This window comes from Fulverythrobacter ferritrahens, from assembly GCF_020539485.1.
GTDB classification, from domain to species: Bacteria; Pseudomonadota; Alphaproteobacteria; order Sphingomonadales; family Sphingomonadaceae; genus Andeanibacterium; species Andeanibacterium ferritrahens.
In genome coordinates this window covers 175880-201253 of sequence record NZ_JACDXU010000001.1, presented here as the reverse complement: position 1 = coordinate 201253, position 25374 = coordinate 175880, and the positions used below count along the sequence as shown (strand labels likewise).

Below are 25374 nucleotides of genomic sequence, written 5' to 3'. Positions count from 1 at the left end.
CACAATGCGCAAGCATTCGAAAGTCATCATCACCTGCGCGCCCACCGGCTCGATCCATACGCCCTCCATGTCGCCGCATTTGCCGGTGACGGCGGACCAGATTGCGGAAGCCGCCATAGGCGCCGCACAGGCGGGGGCGGCGATCCTGCATCTCCACGCCCGCAACGATGTGGACGGCAGCCCCAGCCCGCGTGCGGAGGACTTCATGAAGTTCCTCCCCCGGATCAAGCAGGCGAGCGACGCGGTGATCAACATCTCCACCGGCGGCAGCGCCACCATGTCGCTGGACGCGCGGCTGGAGGGGGCCAAGGCCGCGCGGCCGGAAGTCTGCTCGCTCAACATGGGTCCGCTGATCTTCGATTTCTCCGCCGCCGGAAAGCGCGTGGAGCACTGGCAGCACGCCTGGGAACAGGACTATGTCGCCGGTTCGCGCGGGCGGATCATGTATAATGACAACGCCTTTATCGAGCGGATCATGTTGGAAGTGGGCCGCGAATTCGGCACGAAGTTCGAATTCGAATGCTACGATATCGGCCATCTCTACACCCTCGCCCATTTCGCCGACTTGGGCCTTGTAGAGCCGCCCTTCCTGATCCAGGGCGTGTTCGGCATTCTGGGCGGGATCGGCGCGGACCCGCGCAATCTGGCCCATATGGTGACGATTGCCGACAGCCTGTTCGGGGAGGATTACATCTTCTCCGCCTTTGCTGCCGGGCGGCATCAGATGCAGTTCTGCACCCAATCGGCCCTGCTGGGCGGAAATGTCCGCGTGGGGCTTGAAGACAGCCTGTTCATCGGCCGGGGCGAGCTGGCCACCTCCAATGCCGAACAGGTCGCCAAGATCCGGCTGGTAGTGGAAGCGCTGGGCCGCGAGATCGCCACTCCGGCCGAGGCGCGGGAGATGCTCGGTCTCAAGGGCGGGGACGCGGTGGGGTTTTAGGCCCCTTTATTAGGTCATCCCGGACTTGCTCCGGGATCCAGCTTCTTCAACAAGCGCCACAAAGTAAGCTGGACCCCGGGACAAGCCCGGGGTGACAGGGTAGCTCAATTCGCCGCCGGCATCGGATAATCATCCGCATTCAGCACCCAGCCCGCGACTTCCGAAAAGTCCACGCGCGGCGGGGCGAAGATGTCCACCAGCACGTTGGAACCCGCCGCGGAGGGGGCGGAAGTGTGGATCACACGCGGCGGGATCACGCAGACGGAAGGCGAGCCCACCGTCACATGCTCATCCTCCCGCCAGTCATGCTGGTTCGCGGTCCACGGCCAACGCAGGTGGTGGACATAGAGCCCTTCCAGCGCGAGCGAGCATTGCTCGAAATCGTCGTGGTGATGGGGGCTCAGCTTGGTCACATCGCGCGGCCCCTGCGGGGGGAAGACGTTGATCATGAAGGTGCTGCAGCGGAAGATCTTGCCGAAGCGCCCTTCCTGATCGGGCACATCCAGGCTGTAGCTGCGGATGCGCAAACCGCCCACCGGATCGGGCCATGCCTTGAAAGGCGGGATCTGCGGATGGGGCCCGGCATATTTGGCGTTGTTAGGTGCCTTCGCCGTAATATCCGCGTTCTGCGTGGAAATCATCCGCACCAGATAAGCGCCCCCGGTAACTGTGATGCGGCTGTCCCCCGGCGGGATCATGGTGATGGAATAACCGGGCACCTGCACCTGCTCCCCGTCCGCTTCCACCGTGGCTGAGCTTTGGGGATCATGCAGCAGCAGCACATATTCATCCACCTGCCCCTTGCGTTCCAGCACGGCGCCCGGTTCCACCAGGGAATAGCAGACCACGAAGTTCTGCCCGCGCACATACCAGGTCTTCCAGCCCGGCCCGCTCTCCTGCGGGGGCTTGTCACAGAATTCGGCATAGGTGGATTCGCCGAAGGCCGATGCCGGGCCGGTGCCTCCCCCAGCAGTGGAAAGGCGGGAACGGGGATCGTCGGCTTCGTACATCGTCATCTCCTTCGGACGGCGAACTGGCCGCCTCCTCACCCCGCCGGGCTAGGAAAGGCGGGTATGGGCAGCAACGCAATTTGCCCGCCATGCCGCGACGGGAAAATCTGCACGCCCCGTGGAGCAAATGCTCAGCGCCCCTCCAGCGTGGCGCGCACTGCCTCGGCCGCAGCCTTGCCAAACAGGGTAGTGTCGTTGCTCACCATCACCAGCGAGAATCCCATGTCCAGCGCCTCGCGCGCTTCGGCCGGGCTACCCACGGCGATGCCCGAGAGGACATCCGCCTCCTTGGTGGCGGCGAGCATACGGGCCGTAAGATCGCACACGGCGGGATCGCTGGCGGGTTTGCCGCTGGAAAGGAACAGGTCGCCATGGCCGATGAACACGCCGTTGACATGCTCCAGCTCCGCGAAGGCTCTGGTCTGTTCCAGCGAGGCCCAGTCCTCCAGCTGGATCATCCGCAGGCACTGTTCATCCCCCCGCTTCAGATAATCCGGGATGGAGCCCAGCCCCCATTTGCCCGCGCGAGAGGTGAAGCCCAGCCCGCGCAGGCCGCGCGGGGCGAAGATCATGCGGGAGGTGATGTCATGCGCAAGGTCCAGGCTGGTCACACGCGGAATAAGCAGGCCATCCGCCCCGCCGTCGAGCAGAGGCTGGATCGCGTGGCCGGTATGGTCCGGCAGGCGCACCACCGCCGCCATGCCCATGGATTGCGCGGCGAAGACCAGTTCGTTCGCGCGGTCGAGCGCATGGGGCGCGTGCTCCATGTCGATCACCACGAATTCGAACCCGGCATGAGCCAGCAGCTGGACCGTTTCCAGCGCCGGAATTTTCACCCAGGTGCCGATGATCCCGCGCTTGCCGCCCCGCACCCGGTCGATGAAATTATCCATGAGCCTGCCTGCCCTCCCGCCTTGCCGAAACACCTCCTCTGGCCGTGTTTCGCGCGGCGCTCTTTGCAGGAGCGGCGGGAATTGCCGACCAAGCGGGCCTCAGGCCGGCCTGCGGGCGAATATCCCGAACCCTGCGATCACGGCATAGCACAGGGCAGGCAAGGTAAGCGCAATCGCCAGGCTGCCGCTGACATCGGCGACCATCCCCGTGGCCAGCGGCACAACCGCCCCGCCCGAGATCGCCACGTTGAGGATGCCCGATCCATCCGCCGCACGCGCGCCCAGCCTCTCGCAGGCGAGCGTGAAGATGGTGGGGAACATGATCGAATTCATCAGCCCGATGGCAAGCAGGCTATAGCCCGAGACGGCGCCGGAACTATTGGCTGAAACAAGCAGCAGCGTGATGGCGCCCGCCGCCGCACAGGCCAGCACCTTGCCGGGACTGAGCATCCGCAACAGCACCGAGCCCGCGAAACGGCCGATCATCGCCCCGCCCCAATAGAGCCCGATCAGCTTGCCCGCAGCCTGTTCCCCCAGCCCCAGCACATGGGCCTGCATCAGATAGCTGACGATCAGCGAGCCGATGGACACTTCCGCCCCGACATAGAGGAAGATGCACAAGGCGCCGTAGCCGAAGCGCGGGCGTTTCAGCAGGTCCAGCCCGGCCAGCCCGCCGCTCTGGGAATGGCTTTCTCCCTTCAGCTGGTTCCGGAATATCCAGACCGCCCCCGCCACCAGCGCAAGCGCGACCGCAAGGCCGCCATAGGCCTTCACGATAGTGGAGGTTTCCTGCGTGCGGTAGGCATCCAGCGCGGGGCCGCTCAGCTCGCTGGCGCTCATCGCGGCGAGGCTGCCCAGGATCAGGATCGAACCGAAAATGGGGAACAGCGTGGTGCCCAGCGAATTGAATGCCTGGGCAAAGGTCAGTCGGCTATGCGCCGTGCTTGCCGGGCCGAGCAGGGAGATCAGCGGATTGGCCACCACCTGCACCACCACCACTCCGCTGGCCAGCACGAACAGGGCGAAGAGGAACAGGCCGTAAGTGGCCGTCTGCGAAGCGGGAATGAACAGCAGGCAGCCCAGCATCATCGTCAGCAGCCCGGCCACCGCGCCGCGCATATAGCCGATTTTCTTGACCAGCTTCGCGCCGGGAATGCCGATCACCAGATAGGCCGTGAAGAAGCAGAACTGCACCAGCATGGCCTGGGTGTAATTCAGCGTGAACAGCTCTTTCAGCTTCGGAATGATCACGTCGTTGAGCGATGTGATGCCCCCAAAAATGAAGAACAGCGCGAAAACGAAACCCTGCAGACCCGGCGCATGGACCGGGGCGCCGAATTCCTCCAGCGGGTTCGGATCGGTGCTGCTCGCAATGTCGGGAGCAAGAGCCATGCGTGCGATCTTCCTTTATGCCTTGAAAAGACGCGGAAAAACGCCGCCGTCCGTATATCTGGTATCGCGGGGAAACTGCTGAAACGGGACAACGCTGTCAAGCACTGCTCCGCGTGACCCGCCGCGTCTTGGCGACGCAAGGGAAACCCGTTGCCCAAAAGGGCGGGAACGCTATGGAGCGCAGGCCGTTAAGCTGCCAGTCCGGCAGGCCATGGTCTGTCCGGCTATTCGTGTTTAAAGGACGTAAGGCGGAACGCGGCAATTTGCCGCCCGGCATCCCGCAAGGGGTTCCGGAACGGTTTCGTTAGCGGGGGACAATGCTGGTGCCTGAAACAAACATGCTGCAACGGCAATGTTTCGAATCGGGGCTGGCGATCCGGTGGTCGGGCCGTTGAAAAGAACGGATTTGGCCGGATCGCTCGGTTTACCAGTTGGAATGAAGGGCACCAGATGAAGAAATTTCGTGCGGCCATCCTTGGCGCGGGCCTATGCCTTGCCGCGACAGCGATTGCCGGTTGTTCTTCAGGCGACAAGCCGTTCGAACGCCCTGCCCCGCAGGTCGGCTTCGTAACGGTCGCGCCATCGGCCGTCCCCATCGCCGTTTCGCTGGGCGGGCGCACCGTCGCTTTCGAAACCAGCGAAGTCCGTCCGCAGGTGAACGGCATCATCCAGAAGCGCCTGTTCACGGAAGGCAGCTTCGTCCGCGCGGGGCAGCCGCTCTACCAGATCGACGCCAGCCTCTATCGCGCCGCAGTGCGTCAGGCCGAAGCCAACCTCGCCGCCGCCAAAGCATCGGCCGAGGCGGCGACAGCCCGCGCCAATCGCTACAAGCCGCTGGCAGCGCAGGAAGCCGTATCCCAGCAGGATTACGTGGATGCAGAGGCGCAGGCCCGGCAGGCCCAGGCTTCGGTCGCCCAGGCTTCCGCCGCGCTGGAAACGGCCCGCATCAACCTGCGGTTCACCACCGTATCCGCGCCGATCAGCGGCCGCATCGGCCGCTCGCTGGTTACCACAGGCGCGCTCGCCAGCGCAGCCCAGGCCCAGCCGCTCGCGGTGATCCAGCGGGTCGATCCGATCTATGTCGATATCCAGCAATCCGCCGCGGAACTGACCTCCCTGAGGCAGGCCCTTGCCAAGGGCGAACTCAGCGCCGGTAGCACCAGCGTGCGGCTGAAGCTGGATGACGGCACGACCTATCCCCTGCCCGGCACTGTCGAATTTTCCGACATCACCGTGGATGAAAGCACCGGCACCGTTACTTTGCGCGCGCGCTTCCCCAATCCGCAGGGCCTGCTGCTGCCCGGCAGCTTCGTGACCGCGATCTTCGATCAGGCCGTGCAGCCTTCGGCCTTCCTGGTGTCGCAAGGCGCCGTGCAGCGCGATTTTGACGGCAGCGCCTTCGTCTATGTCGTCGAAAGTGACGGCAAGGGCGGCAACAAGGCCAAGCGCCGCAAGGTGGTGGCCGATCGCACCAGCGGCACGGACTGGGTCGTCACTTCCGGCCTCAAGCAGGGCGACAAGGTCATCACGCAGGGCCTGGGCAATGTCCGCCAGGATGCGGATGTCCGCCCCGTTCCGGCCAGCGCGCCCCAGCGCGTCGGCCCGCCTCCCGGCAAACCCGGCGCCCAGCCCGGAAAGCCGGGGTAAGGCGCCATGTCGCGGATTTTCATCGACCGGCCCATCTTTGCCTGGGTGCTCGCGATCATTGTGATGATGGCGGGCATCGGCTCGCTCACGGCCCTGCCGATCGAGCAATATCCCGACATTGCCCCCACTACCGTCAATGTCCGCGCCTCTTATCCCGGCGCCTCGGCGGAAACGGTGGAGAACAGCGTCACCCAGATTCTGGAGCAGCAACTCACGGGTATCGACGGGCTGCTCTATTTCAGCTCCGATTCCAGCTCGCGCGGCCAGTCGAACATCACCGCCACCTTCGTGAAGGGCACCGATCCCGACATCGCGCAGGTGCAGGTACAGAACAAGATCCAGGCCGCAATCTCGCGCCTGCCGGCCGATGTACAGCAACAGGGCGTGCGCGTAACCAAGTCCAATTCGGACACGCTGCTGCTGGTCGCCGTTTATGACGAGACCGATACGCGATCCTATCAGGACGTGTCGGACTATCTCTCCTCCAACATCCAGGACACGCTTTCGCGCGTGGACGGCGTGGGCGACGTTAACGTGTTCGGCTCTCCGCACGCAATGCGCATCTGGCTCGATCCGATCAAGCTGGCGGCGTTCCAGCTGATGCCGGGCGACGTCATCAACGCGCTGCGCAGCCAGAATACCGAAATCGCCGCGGGCGAAGTGGGCGGCCTGCCCTCCCCGCAGGGCCAGTTGCTCAATGCCACGGTCACCGCGCAGTCACGCCTGCAGACGCCGGACCAGTTCCGCAACATCGTGCTCAAGACGCTGCCCAGCGGGTCGAGCGTGAAGATCAAGGACGTGGCCCGGGTCGAGATCGGGGCGGAAAACTACAATATCCTGCTGCGCATGAACGGCCACCCCGGCGCGGGCATGGCGATCCAGCTTTCACCCGGATCGGACGCATTGCGCACGGCCGATCTGGTCAAGGCGAAGATGGACGAGCTGGGCGCGAATTTGCCCGATGGCCTCGCCTATGCCTATGCCAACGATTCCACCAACTTCATCCGCCTGTCGGTCAGCGAAGTTCAGGTCGCCCTGCTTGAAGCGATCGGGCTGGTGGTGATCGTGATGTTCGTCTTCCTGCAGAGCTGGCGCGCCCTGCTGGTGCCGGTCATCGCCGTGCCGGTGGTGATGCTGGGCACCATGGCGGTGTTCTATCTCGCGGGCTTCTCGCTCAACACGCTGACCCTGTTCGGCCTCGTCCTGGCCATTGGCCTGCTGGTGGACGATGCGATCGTGGTGGTGGAGAATGTGGAGCGCCTGCTGGAAGAAAACCCCGGCATGTCCCCGCGCGAGGCGACGATCCAGTCCATGGACGAATTGCAGATCGCACTGATCGCCATCGCGCTCGTCCTGTCCGCGGTGTTCCTGCCGATGGCCTTCTTCGGCGGATCGACCGGGGTGATCTATCGCCAGTTCTCCGTCACCATCATCTCCTGCATGGTGCTGTCCGTGCTGGTGGCGCTGATCCTCAGCCCGGCGATCACCGCCAGTGTGCTGAAGCAGAAGCATCGTCGCGACGAGGACAAGGAATTTCACCGCCATTACGGCCGCTTCGCCCGCGTGGAAAACGCGCTGGAAGGCGCGAAAGTGTGGTTCAACCGCAATTTTGACCGGATGGTGGGCCGCTATCTCAAGGCGGTGGAAGCCGTGGTGGACCGCAAGTGGCGCTTCCTGGGCCTTTACGGCGTGATCCTGGCGGTGCTGGCCGCGCTGTTCGTCCATCTGCCCGGCGGCTTCCTGCCCAATGAGGATCAGGGCCGCATCATGGTGCAATTCCGCCTGCCGCCCGGCGCCACTCAGGTCCGCACGATCGAATTGCGCGACATGGTGGAGAAATATCTGGCCGAGAACGAAAAGGCCAATGTCAGCACCCAGTTCCTCGTCGCGGGCGGCGGCGGCGGCGGCCAGAACAGCGGCCAGGGCTTTATCAACCTGAAGCATTGGGACGAGCGGCCGGGGCCGGAAAACACGGCAGACGCCATTGCCCAGCGCGCCACCATGGCCTTCAGCGGCCTGCGCGACGGGCAGGTGTTCTTCATGGTGCCCGGATCGGTTCGTGGCCTGGGCGACAGCGCCGGCTTCAACATGAACCTGCAGAACATCACCGGCATGAGCCGCGACCAATTCGTGGCCGCGCGCGACAAGCTGGTGGAAATGGCGCAGAAAAGCCCGCTGCTTACGCAGGTCCGCTCCAGTGAATTGCCGGACAATGCCACGCTGAAGGTCGATCTCGATACGCAGCGCCTCACCGCCTATGGCATCAATTCGAGCGACGTGAACACCACCCTCTCCACCGCATGGGGCGGGCGCTATGTGAACGACTTCATCGAGAATGGCCGCGTGAAGCGCGTCTATGTCCAGGGCGAGCCCGAATATCGCGCCACGCCGGAAGACCTCTCGCAATGGTATGTCCGCGCCGGGGACGGCAGCATGGCGCCCTTCTCCGCCTTCTCGAAGATCGGCTGGGCGACCACGCCGAATTCCACCGGCCGTTTCCAGGGCGTGCCGTCCTTCGGCATCACCGGCCAGGCGGCGCCCGGCGTCAGCTCGGGCGAAGCCATGGCGGAAATGGAACGGCTGGCGGCCGAAATCCCCGGCACCGCCGTGGGCTGGACGGGTTCTTCCTATGAGGAACGCCAGTCTTCCGGCCAGGCCCCGCTGCTCTATGCACTGTCGGTGCTGGTCGTCTTCCTGTGCCTTGCAGCCCTGTATGAAAGCTGGTCCATCCCTGTGGCCGTGCTGCTGGTGATCCCGCTGGGCCTTGTCGGCGCCTTGTTTGCCGCCACCCTGCGCGGGCTGGAGAATGACGTGTTCCTGCAGATCGGCCTGCTCACCACAATGGGCCTCGCTTCCAAGAACGCGATCCTGATGATCGAATTCGCGGAGCAGGAGGAGAAGAAGGGCAAGCGCATCATCGAGGCGGTTCTGGCCGCCGCCCGCCTGCGCCTGCGCCCGATCCTGATGACCAGCTTTGCCTTCATCTTCGGCGTGCTGCCGCTGGCGATCTCTACCGGGGCCGGCGCCAACAGCCGCATCGCCATCGGCACTTCGGTGATCGGCGGCATGCTGACCGCCAGCATCCTGGCGATCTTCTATATTCCGCTGCTGTTCGTGCTCGTCCGGCGCAGCACAAGGGACGGGATGAAAGCCGCCCGCGAGCGGTTCAACCGCTTCCGTCGTAACAGGGAGGCCCAGGCATGAGGCGCGCGGCAGGCAAGATGATGCGCAAACCCGCCCTTCCGCTGCTGGCTCTGGTTCTGCCCGCCGCGTTAGGCGCCTGTTCCATGGCGCCAGACTATGCCCGGCCTGAAGCCCCGGTGCCCCCGGCATGGCCGGTGGGCGAAGCCTATCCGGTGGAGGGAGAGGCCAGCCTGCCCTCGGTTTCCTATACCGAATTGTTCCGCGACCAGCGGCTGCAAAGCCTGATCGGGCAGGCGTTGGCCAATAATCGCGATCTGCGCCTCGCCGCCGCCAATCTCGCCGCCGCCCGCGCGCAGGTGCGGGTAACGCGCGCCGCCCAGTTCCCCGAACTTTCGGTGCGCGCCTCGGCCGATGTCCGCGACAATGGCGGGACCAGCGGCGAGAGCTATGCCTTGCAGGGCGGCATTTCCAGCTTCGAGCTGGATCTGTTCGGGCGGCTGGCCAATGCCACTGCCGCCCAGCGCGAACGCGCCCTTGCCAGCGAAGCCTCTGCCCGCTCCGTACGGCTCAGTCTCGTCGCCAGCCTGGCCAGCGCATGGGCTACCTATGCGGCGGACCGGGATCTTCTGGCCGTCGCGGAAGACAGCGCCGCCAATGCCCGACGCAGCGTGGAGCTTACCCGGTCGCGGCTGCAAGGCGGGATAGCGCCCCGTTCCGACCTGCGGCAGGCAGAACAGATTCTCGCCACAGCGGAAGGCGATCTTGCCGCACAGAAGGCCGCACTGGCCGAAGACATCAACCTTCTGCGCCTGCTGGTGGGTGCGGAGATCGATCCGGCCCTGCTGCCCTCCAGCCTTGCCGAAGTGCTGGGCAGTGTCGAAACCCTGCCCGCCGGAACCAGCTCCACCGTGCTGCTGCGCCGCCCCGACGTGGCGCAGGCCGAATATCTCTTGCGCGCCGCCAATGCCGATATCGGCGTGGCCCGCGCCCGGCTGTTCCCGCAGATTTCGCTGACCGGCCTGCTCGGCTTTGCCAGCGACGCGCTGGGTTCCCTGTTCGACAGCGGGGCCTTCGCCGCCTCTGCCGGGGCCGATGCCAGCTATGCCATCTTCTCGGGCGGCGGGCGAAGCGCGGGCGTGGATGTGAGCGAGGCCAATCGCGACGCGGCCCTTGCCACTTACGAAAAGGCGATCCAGTCCGCCTTCCGCGAAGTGGCCGACGCGCTGGCCACCAAGGGCACCATTGCCGACCGCCTCAGCGCGGCGCGCATGAATACCGAAGCGGCCGCCGATACGGCCAACCTCACCGAACTGCGCTATCGCGGCGGCGTGGACAGCTTCCTCGCCAATCTGGTGGCGCAGCGCAGCCTCTATACTGCGCGGCGACAGGAAGTGGCGATCCAGCTGATCGCGGTGCAGAACCGCATCGAGCTGTATCGCGTGCTGGGCGGTGATGCCGAACTGGGCCAGAGTGCTTTTACTTTGCCGGAGTAGCGGGGTTGACACTGGCGGGGCGTGTTTCCGGTTCGCGCAAAGACCGCAAAGCGCGCGAAGATGTGGCGCTTGGCCTCATTAGTTCGTCATTCCCGCGAATGCGGGAACCTAGCAGCAACCATTGAACTGGGTTCCCGCGTTCGCGGGAATGACGAGGGGGCTGAGTTTAGCGCAGCCCCTCAGCGTTCTTCGCGCTCTTTGCGCGAACCCAATAATACTCACGCGGAGACGCGGAGGCGCAGAGGGAAAGCGCCCAGCCGCTCCCTGCGCCTTTGCGAGCGCCCACTCTCTCTCCGCGTCCCCGCGTCTCCGCGTGAAACCCTTCCACATCAGCCCACGCAATCCGGCCAGCGATCCCGACCTTCGCCCGGAGGACGATTGACAGGATTGGCGTTTTCACTTGACATTGCGAACCGTTTCGGTTATATGCCCCGGCACATTGCAGGACTAGCAAACCTGCAATTACCTACCAGTCCGGAGGTGCGCGTAGTCGACCGCAAGCCTCCCTTGTTCCATGAACAACGCGGCCGGCGCGGGTGTGTGCTCCCTTGGGCGGTTCTCCCAATGGCAATGCCTCCCAGCGCTCAGACGCGGATGATCGGATGTGTGGTGCTCTCCTCTGCCCGTGCACACCTGTCCCTGGAGGACGGGCTCTCCGGGACGGACCACCGCCAGTGGCGCGAGATGATCACTCGCGAGGGAAAGCACGCCGCACGCGAGCCCGTGGCGCCTTTCCTGGCCGATCACCGATCAAAGGGCCGAACCCAAGGCGCTGCGGATGGGCGCCCGGTCTCTCGCAACTCCCTCCGCCCGCTCCGCACGCGCCTCAGTTCCTGACGCCGTGCCGGCCGCGCGATTGGTTTGTTCTACACGCTGGCGTTACGTCCGGGCTCGCCGCCGGATGGGATGGCGCGCCTTGTTCCCCCAACCCTACCTTTGTCATTCCCGCGCAGGCGGGAATCTAGAGGCGACGGCAGAACTGGATCCTCGCCTGCGCGGGGATGACGAAAGGGGAAAACCACTAAACTGCCCCCGTCGATTCCCGAACCACCAGTTCGCTCGCCAGCTCAACCTCCCGCGCGGGCAGTTCCCGCCCGCTGGCCTGTGCCACGAGATAGTCCACTGCCGCCGCCGCCATCTTGCGGATGGGCTGGCGCACGGTGGTGAGCGGGGGCCAGAGGAAGCGGACCACGGCGGAATCGTCGAAGCCGCCGATGGAGACATCCTGCGGCACTTTCAGCCCGCGCCGGGTCGCTGCCGTCACCACGCCGGCGGCCATGAAATCATTGGTGGCAAAGATCGCGCTGGGGCGGTCATCCCCGGCCAGCAGCGCGTCTCCTGCCACAAGCCCGCCCTCGAAAGTGAAATCTCCGGGGTGGAAGACCACTTCCGCCCGGCCCTGCACGGCCTCCTGAAATGCGACCACGCGGACGGCGGCGGCGATGTGGTCCTGCGGCCCGCCGATCAGCCCGATGCGGCGATGGCCCAGCGCCAGCAGATGTTCCGCCATGGCGCGGGCGCCGCCATATTCGTCACTCGCCACGCAAGGGGATCGTTCCCGCTCCAGCCCCGGCGCGAAGCGGATATAGGGGATGTTCAGATCGTCCAGCGCATCGAGCAGCGGCAGCCGGTCGGCCGAAGGCGGGGCGAGCATGACCCCATCCAGCGCAATGCGCGACAATTGGGCGCGCAATGCCCCTGCCCAGCCTTCCGCCGTGAAATCATAGGGTTCGACGAAAAAGTGATAGCCCTGCTGGCGGCAGGCGATCAGCGCGCCCGCCTGGAGATCGACCAGATAGGGCGAGAAATAGGCATTGGCATCGTCTTCCCGGAAGAATTCGGACCCGTCCACTAGCAGCGCGATGGCATAGCCCCTCCGCCCGGCGAGCGAGCGGGCCGCGAGATTGGGCTGGTAATCCAGCTCCGCCATGGCCTTGAGCACCCGACTGCGCAGATCCGCGCCCACGCGCGGATTTTCGTTGAGCACGCGCGAAACGGTCTTGAACGAAACCTCCGCCTTGCGGGCGATGTCGATGATGGTGGGGCGGCGTTTCTCGGTCGCCATGGGACGGCTCGCTTTTCTTATGTCCATTCCCGTTTGGCAGCAAAAGCGGGTCGCCGCCAGTGGGATGGCCGAAGCGCCTCAGCCGGGCTGGGGCAGGCGGACGATGGAGAACCAGAAATTCTCTATCCGCGAGACGATGTCGAGAAAGCTGGAGAAGTCCACCGGCTTCGCAATGAAGCAATTGGCGTGCTCCTCATAGGATTTCACGATGTCCCCTTCCGATTCAGAGGATGTGAGCACCACCACCGGAATGGTCAGCAGGTTCGGATCCCGCTTGATTTCCGCCAGCACCTGATGGCCGCTGATCCCCGGCAGGTTGAGGTCCAGCAGGATCAGGTCCGGCCGGGGAGATGCGGCATAGGCCCCGTTCTGGTGCAGAAAATCCAGGGCATCCCGGCCATTGGTTACCGCATGAAGGATATTGGCCACCTTGGCTTCCTTCAGCCCTTCCTGCGTCAGCCGGATGTCGGCGGGATTATCCTCCACCAGCAGGATTTCGATCGGGGCATGGACTTGGGTCATCAGCTGGCCTCCTCCTTCTGGCTTTCCTGCTCCTTCTGGCGTTCCGGCAGAGTGAACAGAAACAGCGATCCGCCATTCCGGCCGGGTTCCACCCAGATCATCCCCCCGTGCAATTCCACGATGCGCCTGCAGGCGGCGAGGCCGATGCCAGTGCCTTCATATTGCTCGCGGCTGTGCAGGCGGGAGAATATCTCGAAAATCTTCTCGTTGAATTCCGGGTCGATACCGATGCCGTTATCGGCGATGGTGAATTCCCACATATCCCCCTTGCGCCGGGCGCCGATGCTGATGTGCGGCGAGTGATCGCTGCGGAATTTCAGCGCATTGCCCACCAGGTTCGCGAAGAGCCGCTCGATCTGGCCGGCATCGCCTTCGATCACCGGCAGGGTGCCCAGTTCCACTACGGCGCCGCTCCCCCGGATCTGCACGTCATACAGCGCCAGCACATCGTCCAGCACGGCACGCACATCCACCGGCCCGATCCTGAGCGGGCGATTGCTGACGCGGGAATAGGCCAGCAGATCGTTGATCAGCCGCTTCATCCGCCTTGCGCCATCCACGGCATAGCCGATGAACTCATCCGCATCGGAATCCAGCTTGCCCTTATAGCGCCGCTCGATCAGCCCCATGTAGCTGTCCACCATGCGCAGCGGCTCCTGCAAATCGTGCGAGGCGACATAAGCGAATTGCATCAGTTCCTGATTGGAACGGGCCAGCTTCTCATTGGTATCGCGCAGCACATCCTGCGCGGCCTTGCGGGCAGTGATATCCGCCACCGAAACCACGATCTGCCCGTCCCCGCCCTGGCCGCCCGCCCCCTGGCCGCCCAGCGGCGCCAGGGCGATTTCAACCGGCACTTCACGGCCATCCTTGCGGCGCCCGTAAAGATCGCGCCCTGCCCCCATCGGCCGGATTTCGGGAGAGGCGACATAGGCTTCGCGCTGGGCGGGATGGCCGGCGCGGGAACGTTCGGGTATCAGCATCTCCACCGGCTGACCGAGCAGTTCGTCCCGGCCATAGCCGAAGATCGTTATCGCCCTGTCGTTCACGCGGCGGATGATCCCATCCCGGTCGGTCACCAATATCGCCTCGGGCATGACATCGATCACGCGGGATGTGCGCGCCTCCGCCTCCAGCAGATCCCGTTCGCGCTCTTCCACTCGCTGCACCATGGTCTCGAAGCTGCGGGCCAGCGCCCCAACTTCGTCCGACCGCTGGCGGGCCGCGCCCGGATCGATCTGCCGTTCCCCGCGGGCGACCGCCACGGCCATGTCGCTGATGTCCCGCAGCGGGCGGGAGAGCGAGCGGGTGAGCCAGGCGATTGCCAGCAGTCCGGCCAGCAGCACCACAGCGGCGGCGGCCAGCGCGCGATTGCGAACCGCCAACAGGCTCGCATCCAGCTCGCTGGCTTGCATGGTCTGCCCGATGATCGCGAATTGGGAAGTATTGAGCGGATCGTAATCCACTTTCACCGCCATGGCGAGCACCCGCCCCTGAGGCGTATCGAGCGTGCCGGTGAAGCGCCGCGCGCCATCCTTCAGGAAGGGGGCCAGCTGAGGATAATCCTGTTGCAGGCGATAGCGGATGCCCCGTTCGAAACCGAAATTGCGGGCAGGATCGGGATGGGCGAGGAAATCGCCATCCTGATTGGTGATGAAGTAATCCGTCCCCTGCACTCTGGGCCCACGCACGATGGTGAAGATCCGCCCCATATCGATGTTTATCAGTACCATGCCGAGCTTGCGCCCCCGTTCATCGACGACCGGAGTGGCCGCGCGGATGGCGGCCACATGGGGTGTGACGATGCGGCCCTGATCCTGCTCGAAATCGATGGGCGACAGATAGACTTCCCCCGGCGCCAGCTTGCGGGTGTCGATCACGAAGGGGCGAGTCGACTTGTCCTGAAGCTCGCTTTCGGGAACACGGCGGATGGCGTCTCCGGGCAGGCGGTTGACCCGCACGATCTCGTGGCCATCCTTCAAGCCGTCGCTGCCGAAACTGATCAGCCGCACTCGGGTATATTCGGGCCGCGCTTCCAGCATCCCTTCGAAGATCGCTGCCAGCCTGTCGCGCCACAAGGCTTCGGTGGAGCCATCCTGCGGGTCCGTGCCGCCATTTCCCATTGCGCGGAACGTGCCTATCGCCGGCGGTGTCTTGGCCAGCAGCAATGCGTCCTGCCGCCCGTATTCGATCAGCGACCTGAGACGTTCAGCCGAAACGGCGACATTCCCGGCGAGCCTCTGCGTATCGCGGTCCAGCAGGATCTGCTCGCTGCCGCGCAGAATGAACCCCGTCAGCGCCACGATCGAAAGCAGCCCCACCAGCCCCGCGACGAGCGCGATGCGAGTGGCGAGGCCCATCCCCTTGAAAATGGAGCCCCGCAAATCGTGGGAAGCGGTCATGATCCGCTCAATGGCTGGCGGCTCTTGAACTTCGCGCCGTGCGGCGAGGCGCCGCGATCACGGCATCGTGCGGGCCGAACAGCACGAGTTCCTCCCTCAGCCGTATCGCGCTCACCGGGGGAGAGAAATAATAGCCCTGCAGATAATCGACCCCGATCTCGGTCAGCAATTCGGCCTGCTCCGCCGTCTCCACCCCTTCGGCAACGGTCTTGAAATTCAGCTTGTGCGCCAGATCGGCCACAGCCTCGGTAATCCGCTGGGTGCCGATATCTCCGATGAGGCGGGAAACGAAGCTGCGGTCCAGCTTGAGGTGTTTCAACGGCAGATCGCGCAGCATGGAAAGCGAGGAATAGCCGGTCCCGAAATCGTCGATATGAATGCCGATGCCGACACTCATCAGTGCCTCGAGCCCGCGCCTTGCGGATTCGATATTCTGCATGAAGGTCGATTCCGTGATCTCGATATTGAACAGTTCGGGCTCCAGCCCATGGCGGGCGATGGCAGCGGTGAACTGGCCGGCAAAGGCGCTGTCCCGGCACTGGATCGGCGAGACATTGATCGAGATCGGCACGATGGGCGCCCCGGCGGCAACGGATTCTGCCAGGAAGCTGCATGCCTGATCGATCATCTGCATGCCCAGATCGGAAATCCAGCCATTCTCCTCGGCAATGGGGATGAAATCGCCCGGCATGATCACCCGGTTATCCCGCTGGCGCCAGCGGGCCAGACCTTCGGCGCTGACGATACGATGCGTGCGGCAATCGACGATTGGCTGATAATCGAGATAAAAGCTGGGAGTGGAAATATCCCGCAGCATGGCCCGTTTGAGCTGCAGCTTCTGGCGCAATTCGCGGTGCAGATTATCGTCATACAGGCAGATTGCCCGGCTGCCCTGCTTCTTCGCCTTGTACATGGCAAGATCGGCATGGGTCAGCATATCGCCCGGATTGACCGCACCGGAGGGATAAAGCGCGACGCCGATGCTGGAGCCTGCTTCGATCCTGCGCCCCTTGAGCATGGCGACCGAGCTGATTTCCCCGGCGATTTTCTCGGCCAGTTCCAGCGCACCATGCGCATTGGGAAGATTGGTGGCGATCACCGCGAATTCGTCCCCGCCCAGGCGGCCGACCAGATCGGTGCGGCGAATGACAGCGGCAATGCGCTGCGCCACCGTCATCAGTAACTCATCGCCCGCATCATGGCCCAGCAGATCGTTGATCTGCTTGAAATTGTCGATGTCGATGATCAGCACCGCGCAATAGGTCCTGCTGCGGGTGGCATTATCCATGCTCAGTTCCAGCCCCTCGATCAGCGCACGCCGGTTCTTCACCGAAGTCAGCGGATCGGTCCGGGCGAGATGCATCAGCTCTTCCTGGAACTTCTTGCGTTCCAGCGCATAGCTGACCGACCGCCAGAGCGAGCGGGGACGAATATCGTCCTTTTCCAGATAATCGGCCGCCCCGCTGGACAGGGCGGTGGCTGCTGTGGCGGCTTCATCGAGCCCGGTGAGAATGATGACCGGCACGTCCGGCCGCAGGGCCTTGAGGGTATGGAGCCCGGCAAAACCGCAGGCATCGGGCAGGCCGAGATCGAGCAGGATCGCATCGGGCCCGCCAGCCGCCAGCGTTTCCAGCAGAGCGGCGCCGTCAGCCAGGCAGGCGGCCAGCAGCACATCGCAATCGGCGCCCGCATCCTGCGCACCGACTTTCAGCGACATCTCAGCCAGACGACGATCGCCCGGATTGTCGTCGATGACGAGGATAGAGAGCTGCTGCCGCCCTGGTGCGGCACCAGGGCCCATTTCGCCCGGCAAACGCAAACCGATCATATCCATCTCCGCAGAAGGACAAAAACCGGAGCCTTGCCCTCCACTATCGACAGCTGATAAATTCATAATTCTAATTTTCCATTTATACGCACAGCACCTTCGGGGAGCTGAAACCCCCAGGAATTCTTGCTGCAATTGAATGGATGCCGACCTGCCCCCCGAACGCTCGTTACGGATGGGATCTGTGGCTGGACAATATGAGCCGGGCCTTGTCCGCCGGTCCGGCGCTCAGAAAACCGGATATCAACCGCGGATGGCTGCCCCACTCATCGGTTCCAGAGCGGACCGCCGTTCATCTGCATGCCATGCCCATCCTGTATCCGCCGGGATAATGAACATCCCCGTGGTTCGATGGCATCCATAAGTCTGGAAAATAAAATATCAGCTCAATGACGCTTTACGTAATGTTGATTACGGAATTCACCTAGGTACTGCGATTATATTCGGCACGCGGGTCTCGCATGACAGGCCGGATCAGACCGGCAGTTCGGTGGTGTATTTCAGCGTTTCCAACGCGAAGTGGGAGGACGCGCCGGCCACGGTGGGATGGCGCAGCAGCTTGTCCATCAGGAAGCTGTTATAATCCGCCACGTCGGAAGCCACGATCTTCAGCAGGAAATCCCAATCACCTGACATGGAATAGCATTCCACCACTTCAGGGTTGTCCCGCACGAATTCCTCGAAGGCCTGCGAGGCAGCGGGGGAGAAATCCTTGGCCCGGACGTTGCAGATCACCGTCACCCCGCGCCCGACCATAGCCGGGTCCACCAGACGCACGCAGGCCACGAGATAGCCCGCCGCTTCCATCGCCTTGATCCGCCGCCAGCACGAGGCGCTGGATGCCCCGACCCGCTCTCCGATCTCGGCATGGCTGAGCGTGGCGTCCCGCTGGATGAGCGCGAGTATCTTCCGGTCCACCCGATCAAGATCGATAATCTGTTTCATAATTTACCCTGATTTCGGATCGATTTCTCACATCTCATCGCAATCTAGTCAATTATGAGACGATCTCACAGCAGGGAAATGGCATAAGATGCATATGGACAAGAAGAATCTTCGCCTGGCCGACACGGTTTCAGGCATTGCCAATGCAGCCCATCTCCGGCCTGTTCCGCAGGATCCGTTCCTGCATCGTATCTGCGCGGTATCCGCAAGGATGCGGAGCATTGCGAGCCGGGAGGTTCTGAGCCAGCACGGTCTCGACCTGCGCGACTGGCTGGTGCTTTCCGGCCTGTTCGAGCTGGGCCTCGGCTCCCAGCGAGATCTGGTGGACCTCGCCAAGCTGGACAAGGTTGCCGTGAACCGCGCCGCCGCCCGCCTCAAGGAAGGCGATCTGGTGGAAGTACGGCCCAATCGCCTTGATGGTCGCTCCCATTTGCTCGAATTGTCCGAGAAGGGCCGCACGATCTATTTCGCGATTTCTTCTGAAATCGAAGAAATGGAACGGCTGGTGCTGGCGCAATTCAGCCCTGCCGAGACGGAACAGTTCCGCCGCATGCTCGCCCGGCTCGAAGCCGCTCTGGAGGATGTGGATCGCGCCGGTGCGGAAGAAGCCGACGCTGCCGCTCCTACTGCCTATGGCCAGGATCAGGCCGACGGCAAGCCGCAGTCCGTAGCGGCCTGAACTGGAATATCCGGCGGGCACTCCCCGCCGGATCGACCGCCCTGAAGTCTATATCCGCCTTCTTCCGCAGAAGGTGAACGACAGCCCCACCACCCGCACAGCCGCGCCTTGCGCCTGAAAAGCCCGCCATGCCTGCGCAAAGCAACCTCTCCCACGCAGCGGCTGCACATAGCTTGGGGAAAGGCTCGGCCAGATCCCCCCACAAGGCGCACCACACAGCGAATCCCCCAGCACGGGCCCATATCTGGCCTATACATTCCCAGTGCGGCAGTCCGCCCCGGCACCCGGGAGATAATTCAGCACATCGGACGGAGCTTCAATTCCTTTGAAGTCCCTTGAAAAAGTGGCCTCGGAGGCGCCATTCGCGCCATAGTGGAAAAATTCCCCACCCTAACGTCGTATCCGCTGTTGACAGGTTGCCGCCCCCACCGCTATCGGCCCGCTCCTACCTGCTGTTCCGGAGGTTTTCCGAAGCAGCCCGTGCCCAGATGGCGGAATTGGTAGACGCACCGTCTTCAGGTGGCGGCGCTCGCAAGGGCGTGGAGGTTCGAGTCCTCTTCTGGGCACCATTTGTTCTCATCAGAACGTTCCAAAACATTGCAGAAATGGCGGAATTCTGCCATTCTTGACCTCAAGCGCAGAAAAGCGAGGTCTTGTTTTGTTCCGCTTTGTTCCAACGTCTGTGGGGGCCTCGGCTGGGGGCTCCAGCTCAAAAGGCCCCAACTTGCACGAAAGCGAGGCCCCCAAATGAGCCTCAATGTGCAGGAAATCAAAGGCTTCCGGGCTGCCGATAAGTCGTACAAGAAATACGACTCGCGGGGGCTGCTGCTTCTGGTGAAGCCGAACGGTTCCAAGCTCTGGTATTTCAAGTACCGCTTCGGCGGGAAGGAAAAGAAGCTGCCCATCGGCGCGTTCCCAGAGGTCAGCTTGTCGCAAGCGCGTCAGCTTCGCGACCGGGCGCGGCTCAAGGTTTCCGATGGCATCGATCCGATGCTTGAGCGGAAGCGCAAGAAGGCCAGAATCAAGCTCGGCGCAGAGAACACCTTCGAGGTCATCGCCAATAAGTACATCGACGAGAAGATGGTACCGGAAGGTCGGGCGGAGGCCACGCTGCGCAAGGCGCGCTGGTTCCTTGACCTGCTCAAGCCCGCAATCGGCAATATGCCAATCAATGATGTCGATCCGCAGTTGATGCTGGCCGCGCTCAAGAAACTCGAAGCCAAAGGCAATCTTGAAACTGCGAAGAAATGCCGATCCTTCGCAAGCCGGGTGTTCCGGTATGGAGCCGCTCTTGGCCAGTGCCAAACCGATCCGACATCGATCCTTCAGGGCGCGCTGGTCACGCCAAAAGCACGGCACTACGCAGCAATCCTTGAGCCTGAGCAGTTGGGCGGGCTGCTCCGCGCTATCGATGATTTCGAATGCTACCCGGCGACGAAGTTCGCGCTGAAGATCGCGCCACATGTCTTTGTCCGACCCGGTGAGCTTCGCCACGGCGAGTGGAACGAGATCGACTGGGACAAGGCCACCTGGACAATTCCGGAAGGCAAGATGAAGGCACGCCGGACCCATGTGGTGCCGCTATCTCGCCAGGTGCTGGATCTGTTTCGAGAGCTGAGATCGATCACCGGCGGCAAGGGCTACATTTTCCCTGCATTTCACACAAGCCAGCGCCCCATGAGCGAGAATACTATCAACGCGGCATTCCGGCGTATGGGGTTCACCAAGGACGAAGTGACGGCGCATGGCCTTCGTTCAACGGCCTCGACCATGCTCAACGAAAGCGGTCTGTGGCATCCCGATGCGATTGAGCGGGCACTGGCTCATGGCGACAGCAATGCCATCCGCGGTGTCTACAATAGGGGTAACTACTGGGATGAACGCGTCAAGATGGCTCAATGGTGGAGCGATCATCTTGATGCACTTCGGCAGCGTAAGTCTAAGTCTGAGCCCAAGAGGTAGGCAATGGGCTCTTGCTGAGTTAGCGCCCAATTACATCCTTGGCTGCTTCCTCAGCTCCATATGCGCCAGCATCCAATAGCTTCTCGTAAACGTCCATCGCCCTCGACCGAAGAGGCCCATCATTGCGTTGAAGAGCTATCGCGACCTGAACGAAGTCCTTGTCAATGAAGCCTCGGCTTTTGCCGCCCTTCTTGTCGATTATCAATTCAGCGACACGCTCTGTTACCTGCATGACAGGATCGTCGAAACCCGGATAGAGCAGCAGGGATTGCAAACCATCGGCAAATCTTCCTGTAAGTGAAGCGCCGAGCACTGCCGCATTCTCGGCAATCTGCAGGATCAATTCCTTCGTCATCTCGTCAGGTTGAAGTGTGTCGGTTCTATCGACCGCCGATGAAATCGCATGAGCTTGGTCGCCTTGCGCTTTGGAAACGAAGGTCATGAGCAAGGTGTGAGCAGTTTTCCGTAGATCAGTGTCACTGTCCTGCCAGGCAGAAGCTGCCGTGAATAGCCGACCGGTCAATTCTGGAGAAGGCTCATCAAGCAGCACGTCAGTCAGCGCCAGCGATACCGTAGATGTAGGCTCGGTCAGCCGATATGCCTCGGCTAGTTCGGCTGCCGCCTGTCGCCAATCTTCACCGCCGCTGGCGGACCAAGCCTTGATCACTGTGGTCATCAATTCCTCCGGAATCATCGCCCGGCTTGACCAAAGCGTCCCTCCCAGATCGACGCTGAGAAATACTCGCTCGTCCATTTTCCAAAGGTCGGCAAGAAGTTGCCTCACACGCTCTCGGTCAGCCCAATAAAGCCACCTGCCTTCGCTTAGGAGAAGAAACGACCATATATGTGGGTCTTCCGCTCGCGCAGCATGGCGCTCAAGGATGGTCAACCATTGATCGAAGGCGCGATCATCTCGACCAATCAGACCGTGAAAAATCGCGTCGAGAATAGAATAGTTGTCCTGCGGAACGATCCGCATGCCACCAAGCCGATGGCTCGCAAAGACAATGGGATCCGGAACAGTCTTTTCACGAGCGTTTCTACGTTCATTCTCGGCATCCATTGCGAGCCGCCGGTCAATTTTCTCCGCGATTTCTGTCGGGTCGTTTTCGAGCCAACTTTCCAGCAACTCGATCGTCTCATCCGGAAGTCCGGACAGCTTTCCCGCAAGCCTTGCAAGTGCCCACGAAGAGAATGTCTTCCAGGTGCGCGACGCAAAGCCTCGCTCCGAGAGTTCGTGAATAAGCGCCAACAAGCGCTCAGCTGAAAAGCCCTCCAACTTGGACAGTTCTTCGACCATCTGCGCCGCAGCATGCTCGTGGCGACCGGGAGCGAATTTCTCTTCACATAGGGCAACTGCCCTCTCGGGATTTTCCTTTGCGAACGCCCCGAATGCACGCGATAACTCCGTTACTCCGCCATCCATCGAAATGCGGCGGCGGCGCGAACGCTCAGGAGCCTCATCGTTGATCTCATCAAGAATCGCGAAGATATCTTCGTCGCGGGCTCTCGCCATCTTTTCGTGAGACATGGGCGATCCGACGAATGTCGCCATCGACACGCCGGCTCTTCGTCGGGGAATGGGGTGACGTTGTGCTGCCCGCCATTCATTGATCTGACGGCGTCTTCGAGCGCTCAAGAAACGATCAGGGAGACGTTCGAGCAGTTCCATTCGATGTTGGTCAGCCCATTTCAGCCGTTGAAGGCGCGTCCTCGGCTCGTCGTCCTTTCCGAATTCGGGACCGTACAACGACCAACTTTCGATGCGATCACGCAATCGACCTACCACTTCCTCACTGAGCTGTGGCGCGATTGCCTCCACCAACTCCTGAGACGAGAGCCCGCTTTCAGTGGAGGATAATCCGGGTTCAAGATTGACGTGTGCATCGCCTATTTGGAGACGGCGCTCGTCGGCCATCAGAAATGCGAATGCATCTCCGGCTAACGCTGCGCTGCCCGCGATGAAAGTTTGCGCGACGACATCCTGCACCTGATCAATTTCGATTGCTTCCAGTTCCCGGATGAGGCGCAACGCATCGTGGGGTCTAGCTGCCGCGACGGCCTTCATTGCGTCACGAAAAGCCTTCAGCACGCTATCCCGATCTCTGTCGAAATCCCAATCCCAAGGTAGCTGCTTTGCTTTGGGAAATCGCTTGTAACCTTCGTAGTACGGCGCAACTTCTCGTTTTGCGATAGCAAGAAATCGCGGCAGGAGCGCTTCCGCGAATTCCAATGGGGCCTCTTGGGCAAGTTTCTCGACAGCATGAAGTGTCGGATCTTTGTGATTATCGATCTCTTGGGTATCGAACCAAAGGCCCACTAGTCGACATGCTTCCGCATACCGTTGCTCCGCTCGGAGCGTGGTGACAAAATGCGATACGGCGTATGGATCGATCGCAGTTCGGCTCAGGATTTCGCTAATCAGTTGCTCAACTGCCGGAGTTAATACGCCGGACTGTTCGGCCACCCGGAAAACCAGCCCGTCCTGGTCAGGCTGACTCCAATGCCGACGTATCAGATCGACGACATAATCTGGGTCCTCCTTTGCTTCTGCGGCTAGCCCCTGTGTTGCTCTCCATTGGAATTCTTCGTTTTTCATTAGCGTCGAAAGGCATTTTCGAAGCATTGCACGCCAGCTTGACCAGCGCTCGGTGATTTTTCCAAATGCACGGTTTGCGAGGATAGGATCGTCGCGAATCAGTGTCTCAACCCAAGCGCCCTCCTGGTCGCTAGGATTGGCCGATGTCGAAACAACATCGACAACAAGATGCTTCACATGTCGCCGGGTTGTAGTGCTCCAAAGAAGTGCCGAAACGGCTCGATGATAAGCCTCTGGATCAATCTGTCGAAGCCGCTCCAATGATCTCAAAACCGTTGCGCGAACGAAGAGACTGTCTTGATTGCGCCAAGTGTATTCGGCCAGGTCTTTGCCTGTTTTGAAGCTTTTCGCTTGAAAATCGTCGAGCCAGGATTGATGACAGAAACCGATCTTGGCTCCGCTGCGAACGACAAGTCCACAAGCTTCTGCACGTACCAAAGCATCCTTGTGCGCCGCCTCGTAGGCATCCATCGGTCGCCAGAGAGTTTCTGTTTCTAACATCTCTCCAGCCAATCGATCCATCAGCTGCAGCACATCTTGCCGTTGTGGATCGGTGCCGAGTTGTGCGGTCGCAAGCCATCGGTCGAGCAAGCTTCCGCTATCAACCGAAGACGGGGAAGCACCCCGCTGGATCACCTCGACGAATAGCTTCAGAGCGAACGGCCTTCGGAGTGTTTGCCACAACGGTTGGGGGACATCGCTCCAGTCAATTCCCAGATCCGTCAGGAAGGCTTGCACTGCTTCTACGGCGGGCAAGGCAAGATGAAACTCTTCGGCACGTAGCTGTTGGAAACGAGCATCATGCGCAGCTTCAAAAGGCCGTGATGAGACCACAACATGAACTGGCAATCGTTGTTCTTGGGCCTGTCTAACGAGCCGGAGCAGAACCTTCATTCGCTGGCTAGTCCGATCCATCACGTCACTTACGGCGTCCAATTGATCGATGATCAAGACGACCGGCGCGTTGCGCGCCAACGCAGATAGCTCAGGCAGAAGTGAACCTGTCATGCCCAATGCCCGCGCAATGTCATCAAAAGTTGCTACATCCGCAGGCAGGGTGTCGGCTTTGATGCCAAAGACTGTTGAGCCTCGGTTTTCCAGTTCTTCGGTAAGTTTGGCCAAGAGGGCAGATTTGCCGGAGCCAGCTTCACCGATCAGCAAGGTAGCTGCACTCGCCTCAGCGAGTATGTGAGTCTTCAGACGCTCCAGCTCTGGCCTTGTAAGTTCATGGCCTGAAATCGCTCTAGGCCAATTGCGAAGTTCATCTGACCCCGACCTTGCATCCTGGCGGGCGCGATCAAGGTCGATCGCATCAGCCTCGTGGCGCTGAGCCATCCCCTCCAAAACCGAAATGATAGTTTCCGTGTTTTTGAATGTGGCCTCGGTCGTTACTAAGTGCCCCAATTCACGCCAGTGTTTGGACTGATATAACCTTGAACGGAGCTCTCTAAAAAAATTGACAAATGCAGGATTCAGGTCCGTCGGCTCGGTCTGAAAAATTCTGGAGAGCGCGGCATCGACGCCATCATTCCTTGCAAAGCGTTCAACAAACATCTTGACGTACTGATCGGCCAATCGCTCCGGGTCTGGCAATTGGGAAGGGTCAGACACGAGAGCTTGAAGCGTTGGCACGATCACCTGCTTGACAAAACTCTCTGATCTAAGATCTTCAGCAAGTGAGGGAGCCTCGGATATTGCAGCTTCGATTGCGTTCGCGGCGATCGAAGCCAGTTCCTCTTTAGCGTCGCGGGACTTCAGCCACGCGAAGCCCTTGGAACCGATATGGGTCACGATTGCTTCGCCAAGGGCGCCAAGAATCATTTCGGTCAGCATTTCTGAAACATAGTCAACGG

At 61.8% G+C, this 25374-nt stretch carries 15 protein-coding genes and 1 tRNA gene; 7 read left to right on the top strand and 9 right to left on the bottom strand.

The annotated features are described in order from the left end of the window. The first annotated feature begins 4 nt into the window (after positions 1 to 4). Positions 5 to 940 (top strand): beta-keto acid cleavage family enzyme, encoded by a 936-nt coding sequence (locus tag H0274_RS00870; protein ID WP_226792239.1) that lies wholly within the window; start codon positions 5 to 7, stop codon positions 938 to 940. 104 nt (positions 941 to 1044) lie between these two features. Here H0274_RS00870 and H0274_RS00865 read toward each other — a convergent pair whose 3' ends face one another. The 3 genes from H0274_RS00865 to H0274_RS00855 form a co-directional block, all read right to left on the bottom strand. Further along, positions 1045 to 1950, bottom strand: a complete 906-nt coding sequence (locus H0274_RS00865; RefSeq protein WP_226792237.1) for a cupin domain-containing protein — start codon at positions 1948 to 1950, stop codon at positions 1045 to 1047. A gap of 131 nt (positions 1951 to 2081) precedes the next feature. Then, the gene (locus tag H0274_RS00860) at positions 2082 to 2843 is read right to left on the bottom strand and encodes an HpcH/HpaI aldolase family protein (protein WP_226792235.1); all 762 of its coding nucleotides are present in this window, start codon (positions 2841 to 2843) and stop codon (positions 2082 to 2084) included. A gap of 99 nt (positions 2844 to 2942) precedes the next feature. Next, positions 2943 to 4235, bottom strand: a complete 1293-nt coding sequence (locus tag H0274_RS00855) for a sugar MFS transporter (protein WP_226792233.1) — start codon at positions 4233 to 4235, stop codon at positions 2943 to 2945. Between the two features lie 450 nt (positions 4236 to 4685). On the opposite strand from H0274_RS00855, the gene H0274_RS00850 reads away from it, so the two are divergent. From H0274_RS00850 to H0274_RS00840, 3 genes are read left to right on the top strand one after another with little or no spacing between them, the layout of a single operon-like run. Further along, entirely contained in the window at positions 4686 to 5882 is a 1197-nt protein-coding gene (locus tag H0274_RS00850) for an efflux RND transporter periplasmic adaptor subunit (protein ID WP_226792231.1), read from the top strand. A gap of 6 nt (positions 5883 to 5888) precedes the next feature. Further along, complete coding sequence (locus H0274_RS00845; protein ID WP_226792229.1) at positions 5889 to 9086, top strand: efflux RND transporter permease subunit; 3198 nt, start codon at positions 5889 to 5891, stop codon at positions 9084 to 9086. Then, complete coding sequence (locus tag H0274_RS00840; RefSeq protein WP_226792227.1) at positions 9083 to 10519, top strand: efflux transporter outer membrane subunit; 1437 nt, start codon at positions 9083 to 9085, stop codon at positions 10517 to 10519. Before H0274_RS00845 ends, H0274_RS00840 begins: the two co-directional genes overlap by 4 nt. Before the next feature lie 1021 nt (positions 10520 to 11540). On the opposite strand, the gene H0274_RS00835 is transcribed toward H0274_RS00840, so the two are convergent. From H0274_RS00835 to H0274_RS00815, 5 genes are all read right to left on the bottom strand, one after another. Beyond that, positions 11541 to 12584, bottom strand: coding sequence for a LacI family DNA-binding transcriptional regulator (locus H0274_RS00835; protein WP_226792225.1), 1044 nt, complete (start codon positions 12582 to 12584; stop codon positions 11541 to 11543). 78 nt (positions 12585 to 12662) lie between these two features. After that, positions 12663 to 13106, bottom strand: a complete 444-nt coding sequence (locus H0274_RS00830; RefSeq protein ID WP_226792223.1) for a response regulator — start codon at positions 13104 to 13106, stop codon at positions 12663 to 12665. Beyond that, positions 13106 to 15508 carry a sensor histidine kinase gene (locus tag H0274_RS00825; RefSeq protein WP_226792221.1) on the bottom strand — a complete coding sequence of 801 codons (2403 nt, stop codon included), beginning with the start codon at positions 15506 to 15508 and terminating at the stop codon, positions 13106 to 13108. Before H0274_RS00825 ends, H0274_RS00830 begins: the two co-directional genes overlap by 1 nt. A gap of 7 nt (positions 15509 to 15515) precedes the next feature. Further along, positions 15516 to 17336, bottom strand: a complete 1821-nt coding sequence (locus tag H0274_RS00820) for a putative bifunctional diguanylate cyclase/phosphodiesterase (protein WP_226792219.1) — start codon at positions 17334 to 17336, stop codon at positions 15516 to 15518. A gap of 474 nt (positions 17337 to 17810) precedes the next feature. Further along, positions 17811 to 18281: an Lrp/AsnC family transcriptional regulator gene (locus H0274_RS00815; RefSeq protein ID WP_226792217.1), complete on the bottom strand. Its 471-nt coding sequence runs from the start codon at positions 18279 to 18281 to the stop codon at positions 17811 to 17813. A 94-nt stretch (positions 18282 to 18375) separates the two neighbouring features. On the opposite strand from H0274_RS00815, the gene H0274_RS00810 reads away from it, so the two are divergent. The 3 genes from H0274_RS00810 to H0274_RS00800 all read left to right on the top strand — a co-directional run bounded on the left by H0274_RS00810 (position 18376) and on the right by H0274_RS00800 (position 20922). Continuing rightward, positions 18376 to 18960: a MarR family winged helix-turn-helix transcriptional regulator gene (locus tag H0274_RS00810; protein WP_226792215.1), complete on the top strand. Its 585-nt coding sequence runs from the start codon at positions 18376 to 18378 to the stop codon at positions 18958 to 18960. A 482-nt stretch (positions 18961 to 19442) separates the two neighbouring features. Then, positions 19443 to 19529, top strand: a tRNA-Leu gene (locus H0274_RS00805). A gap of 178 nt (positions 19530 to 19707) precedes the next feature. Continuing rightward, complete coding sequence (locus tag H0274_RS00800) at positions 19708 to 20922, top strand: tyrosine-type recombinase/integrase (RefSeq protein ID WP_226792213.1); 1215 nt, start codon at positions 19708 to 19710, stop codon at positions 20920 to 20922. A gap of 19 nt (positions 20923 to 20941) precedes the next feature. On the opposite strand, the gene H0274_RS00795 is transcribed toward H0274_RS00800, so the two are convergent. Further along, positions 20942 to 25354, bottom strand: coding sequence for an AAA family ATPase (locus tag H0274_RS00795; protein WP_226792211.1), 4413 nt, complete (start codon positions 25352 to 25354; stop codon positions 20942 to 20944). Positions 25355 to 25374: the final 20 nt, after the last annotated feature.

Coding starts and splice junctions, on each gene's coding strand:
- H0274_RS00870 (WP_226792239.1), top strand. CDS start 5: ATGCGCAAGCATTCGAAAGTCATCATCACCTGCGCGCCCACCGGCTCG.
- H0274_RS00865 (WP_226792237.1), bottom strand. CDS start 1,950: ATGTACGAAGCCGACGATCCCCGTTCCCGCCTTTCCACTGCTGGGGGA.
- H0274_RS00860 (WP_226792235.1), bottom strand. CDS start 2,843: ATGGATAATTTCATCGACCGGGTGCGGGGCGGCAAGCGCGGGATCATC.
- H0274_RS00855 (WP_226792233.1), bottom strand. CDS start 4,235: ATGGCTCTTGCTCCCGACATTGCGAGCAGCACCGATCCGAACCCGCTG.
- H0274_RS00850 (WP_226792231.1), top strand. CDS start 4,686: ATGAAGAAATTTCGTGCGGCCATCCTTGGCGCGGGCCTATGCCTTGCC.
- H0274_RS00845 (WP_226792229.1), top strand. CDS start 5,889: ATGTCGCGGATTTTCATCGACCGGCCCATCTTTGCCTGGGTGCTCGCG.
- H0274_RS00840 (WP_226792227.1), top strand. CDS start 9,083: ATGAGGCGCGCGGCAGGCAAGATGATGCGCAAACCCGCCCTTCCGCTG.
- H0274_RS00835 (WP_226792225.1), bottom strand. CDS start 12,584: ATGGCGACCGAGAAACGCCGCCCCACCATCATCGACATCGCCCGCAAG.
- H0274_RS00830 (WP_226792223.1), bottom strand. CDS start 13,106: ATGACCCAAGTCCATGCCCCGATCGAAATCCTGCTGGTGGAGGATAAT.
- H0274_RS00825 (WP_226792221.1), bottom strand. CDS start 15,508: ATGACCGCTTCCCACGATTTGCGGGGCTCCATTTTCAAGGGGATGGGC.
- H0274_RS00820 (WP_226792219.1), bottom strand. CDS start 17,336: ATGATCGGTTTGCGTTTGCCGGGCGAAATGGGCCCTGGTGCCGCACCA.
- H0274_RS00815 (WP_226792217.1), bottom strand. CDS start 18,281: ATGAAACAGATTATCGATCTTGATCGGGTGGACCGGAAGATACTCGCG.
- H0274_RS00810 (WP_226792215.1), top strand. CDS start 18,376: ATGGACAAGAAGAATCTTCGCCTGGCCGACACGGTTTCAGGCATTGCC.
- H0274_RS00800 (WP_226792213.1), top strand. CDS start 19,708: ATGAGCCTCAATGTGCAGGAAATCAAAGGCTTCCGGGCTGCCGATAAG.
- H0274_RS00795 (WP_226792211.1), bottom strand. CDS start 25,354: ATGCTGACCGAAATGATTCTTGGCGCCCTTGGCGAAGCAATCGTGACC.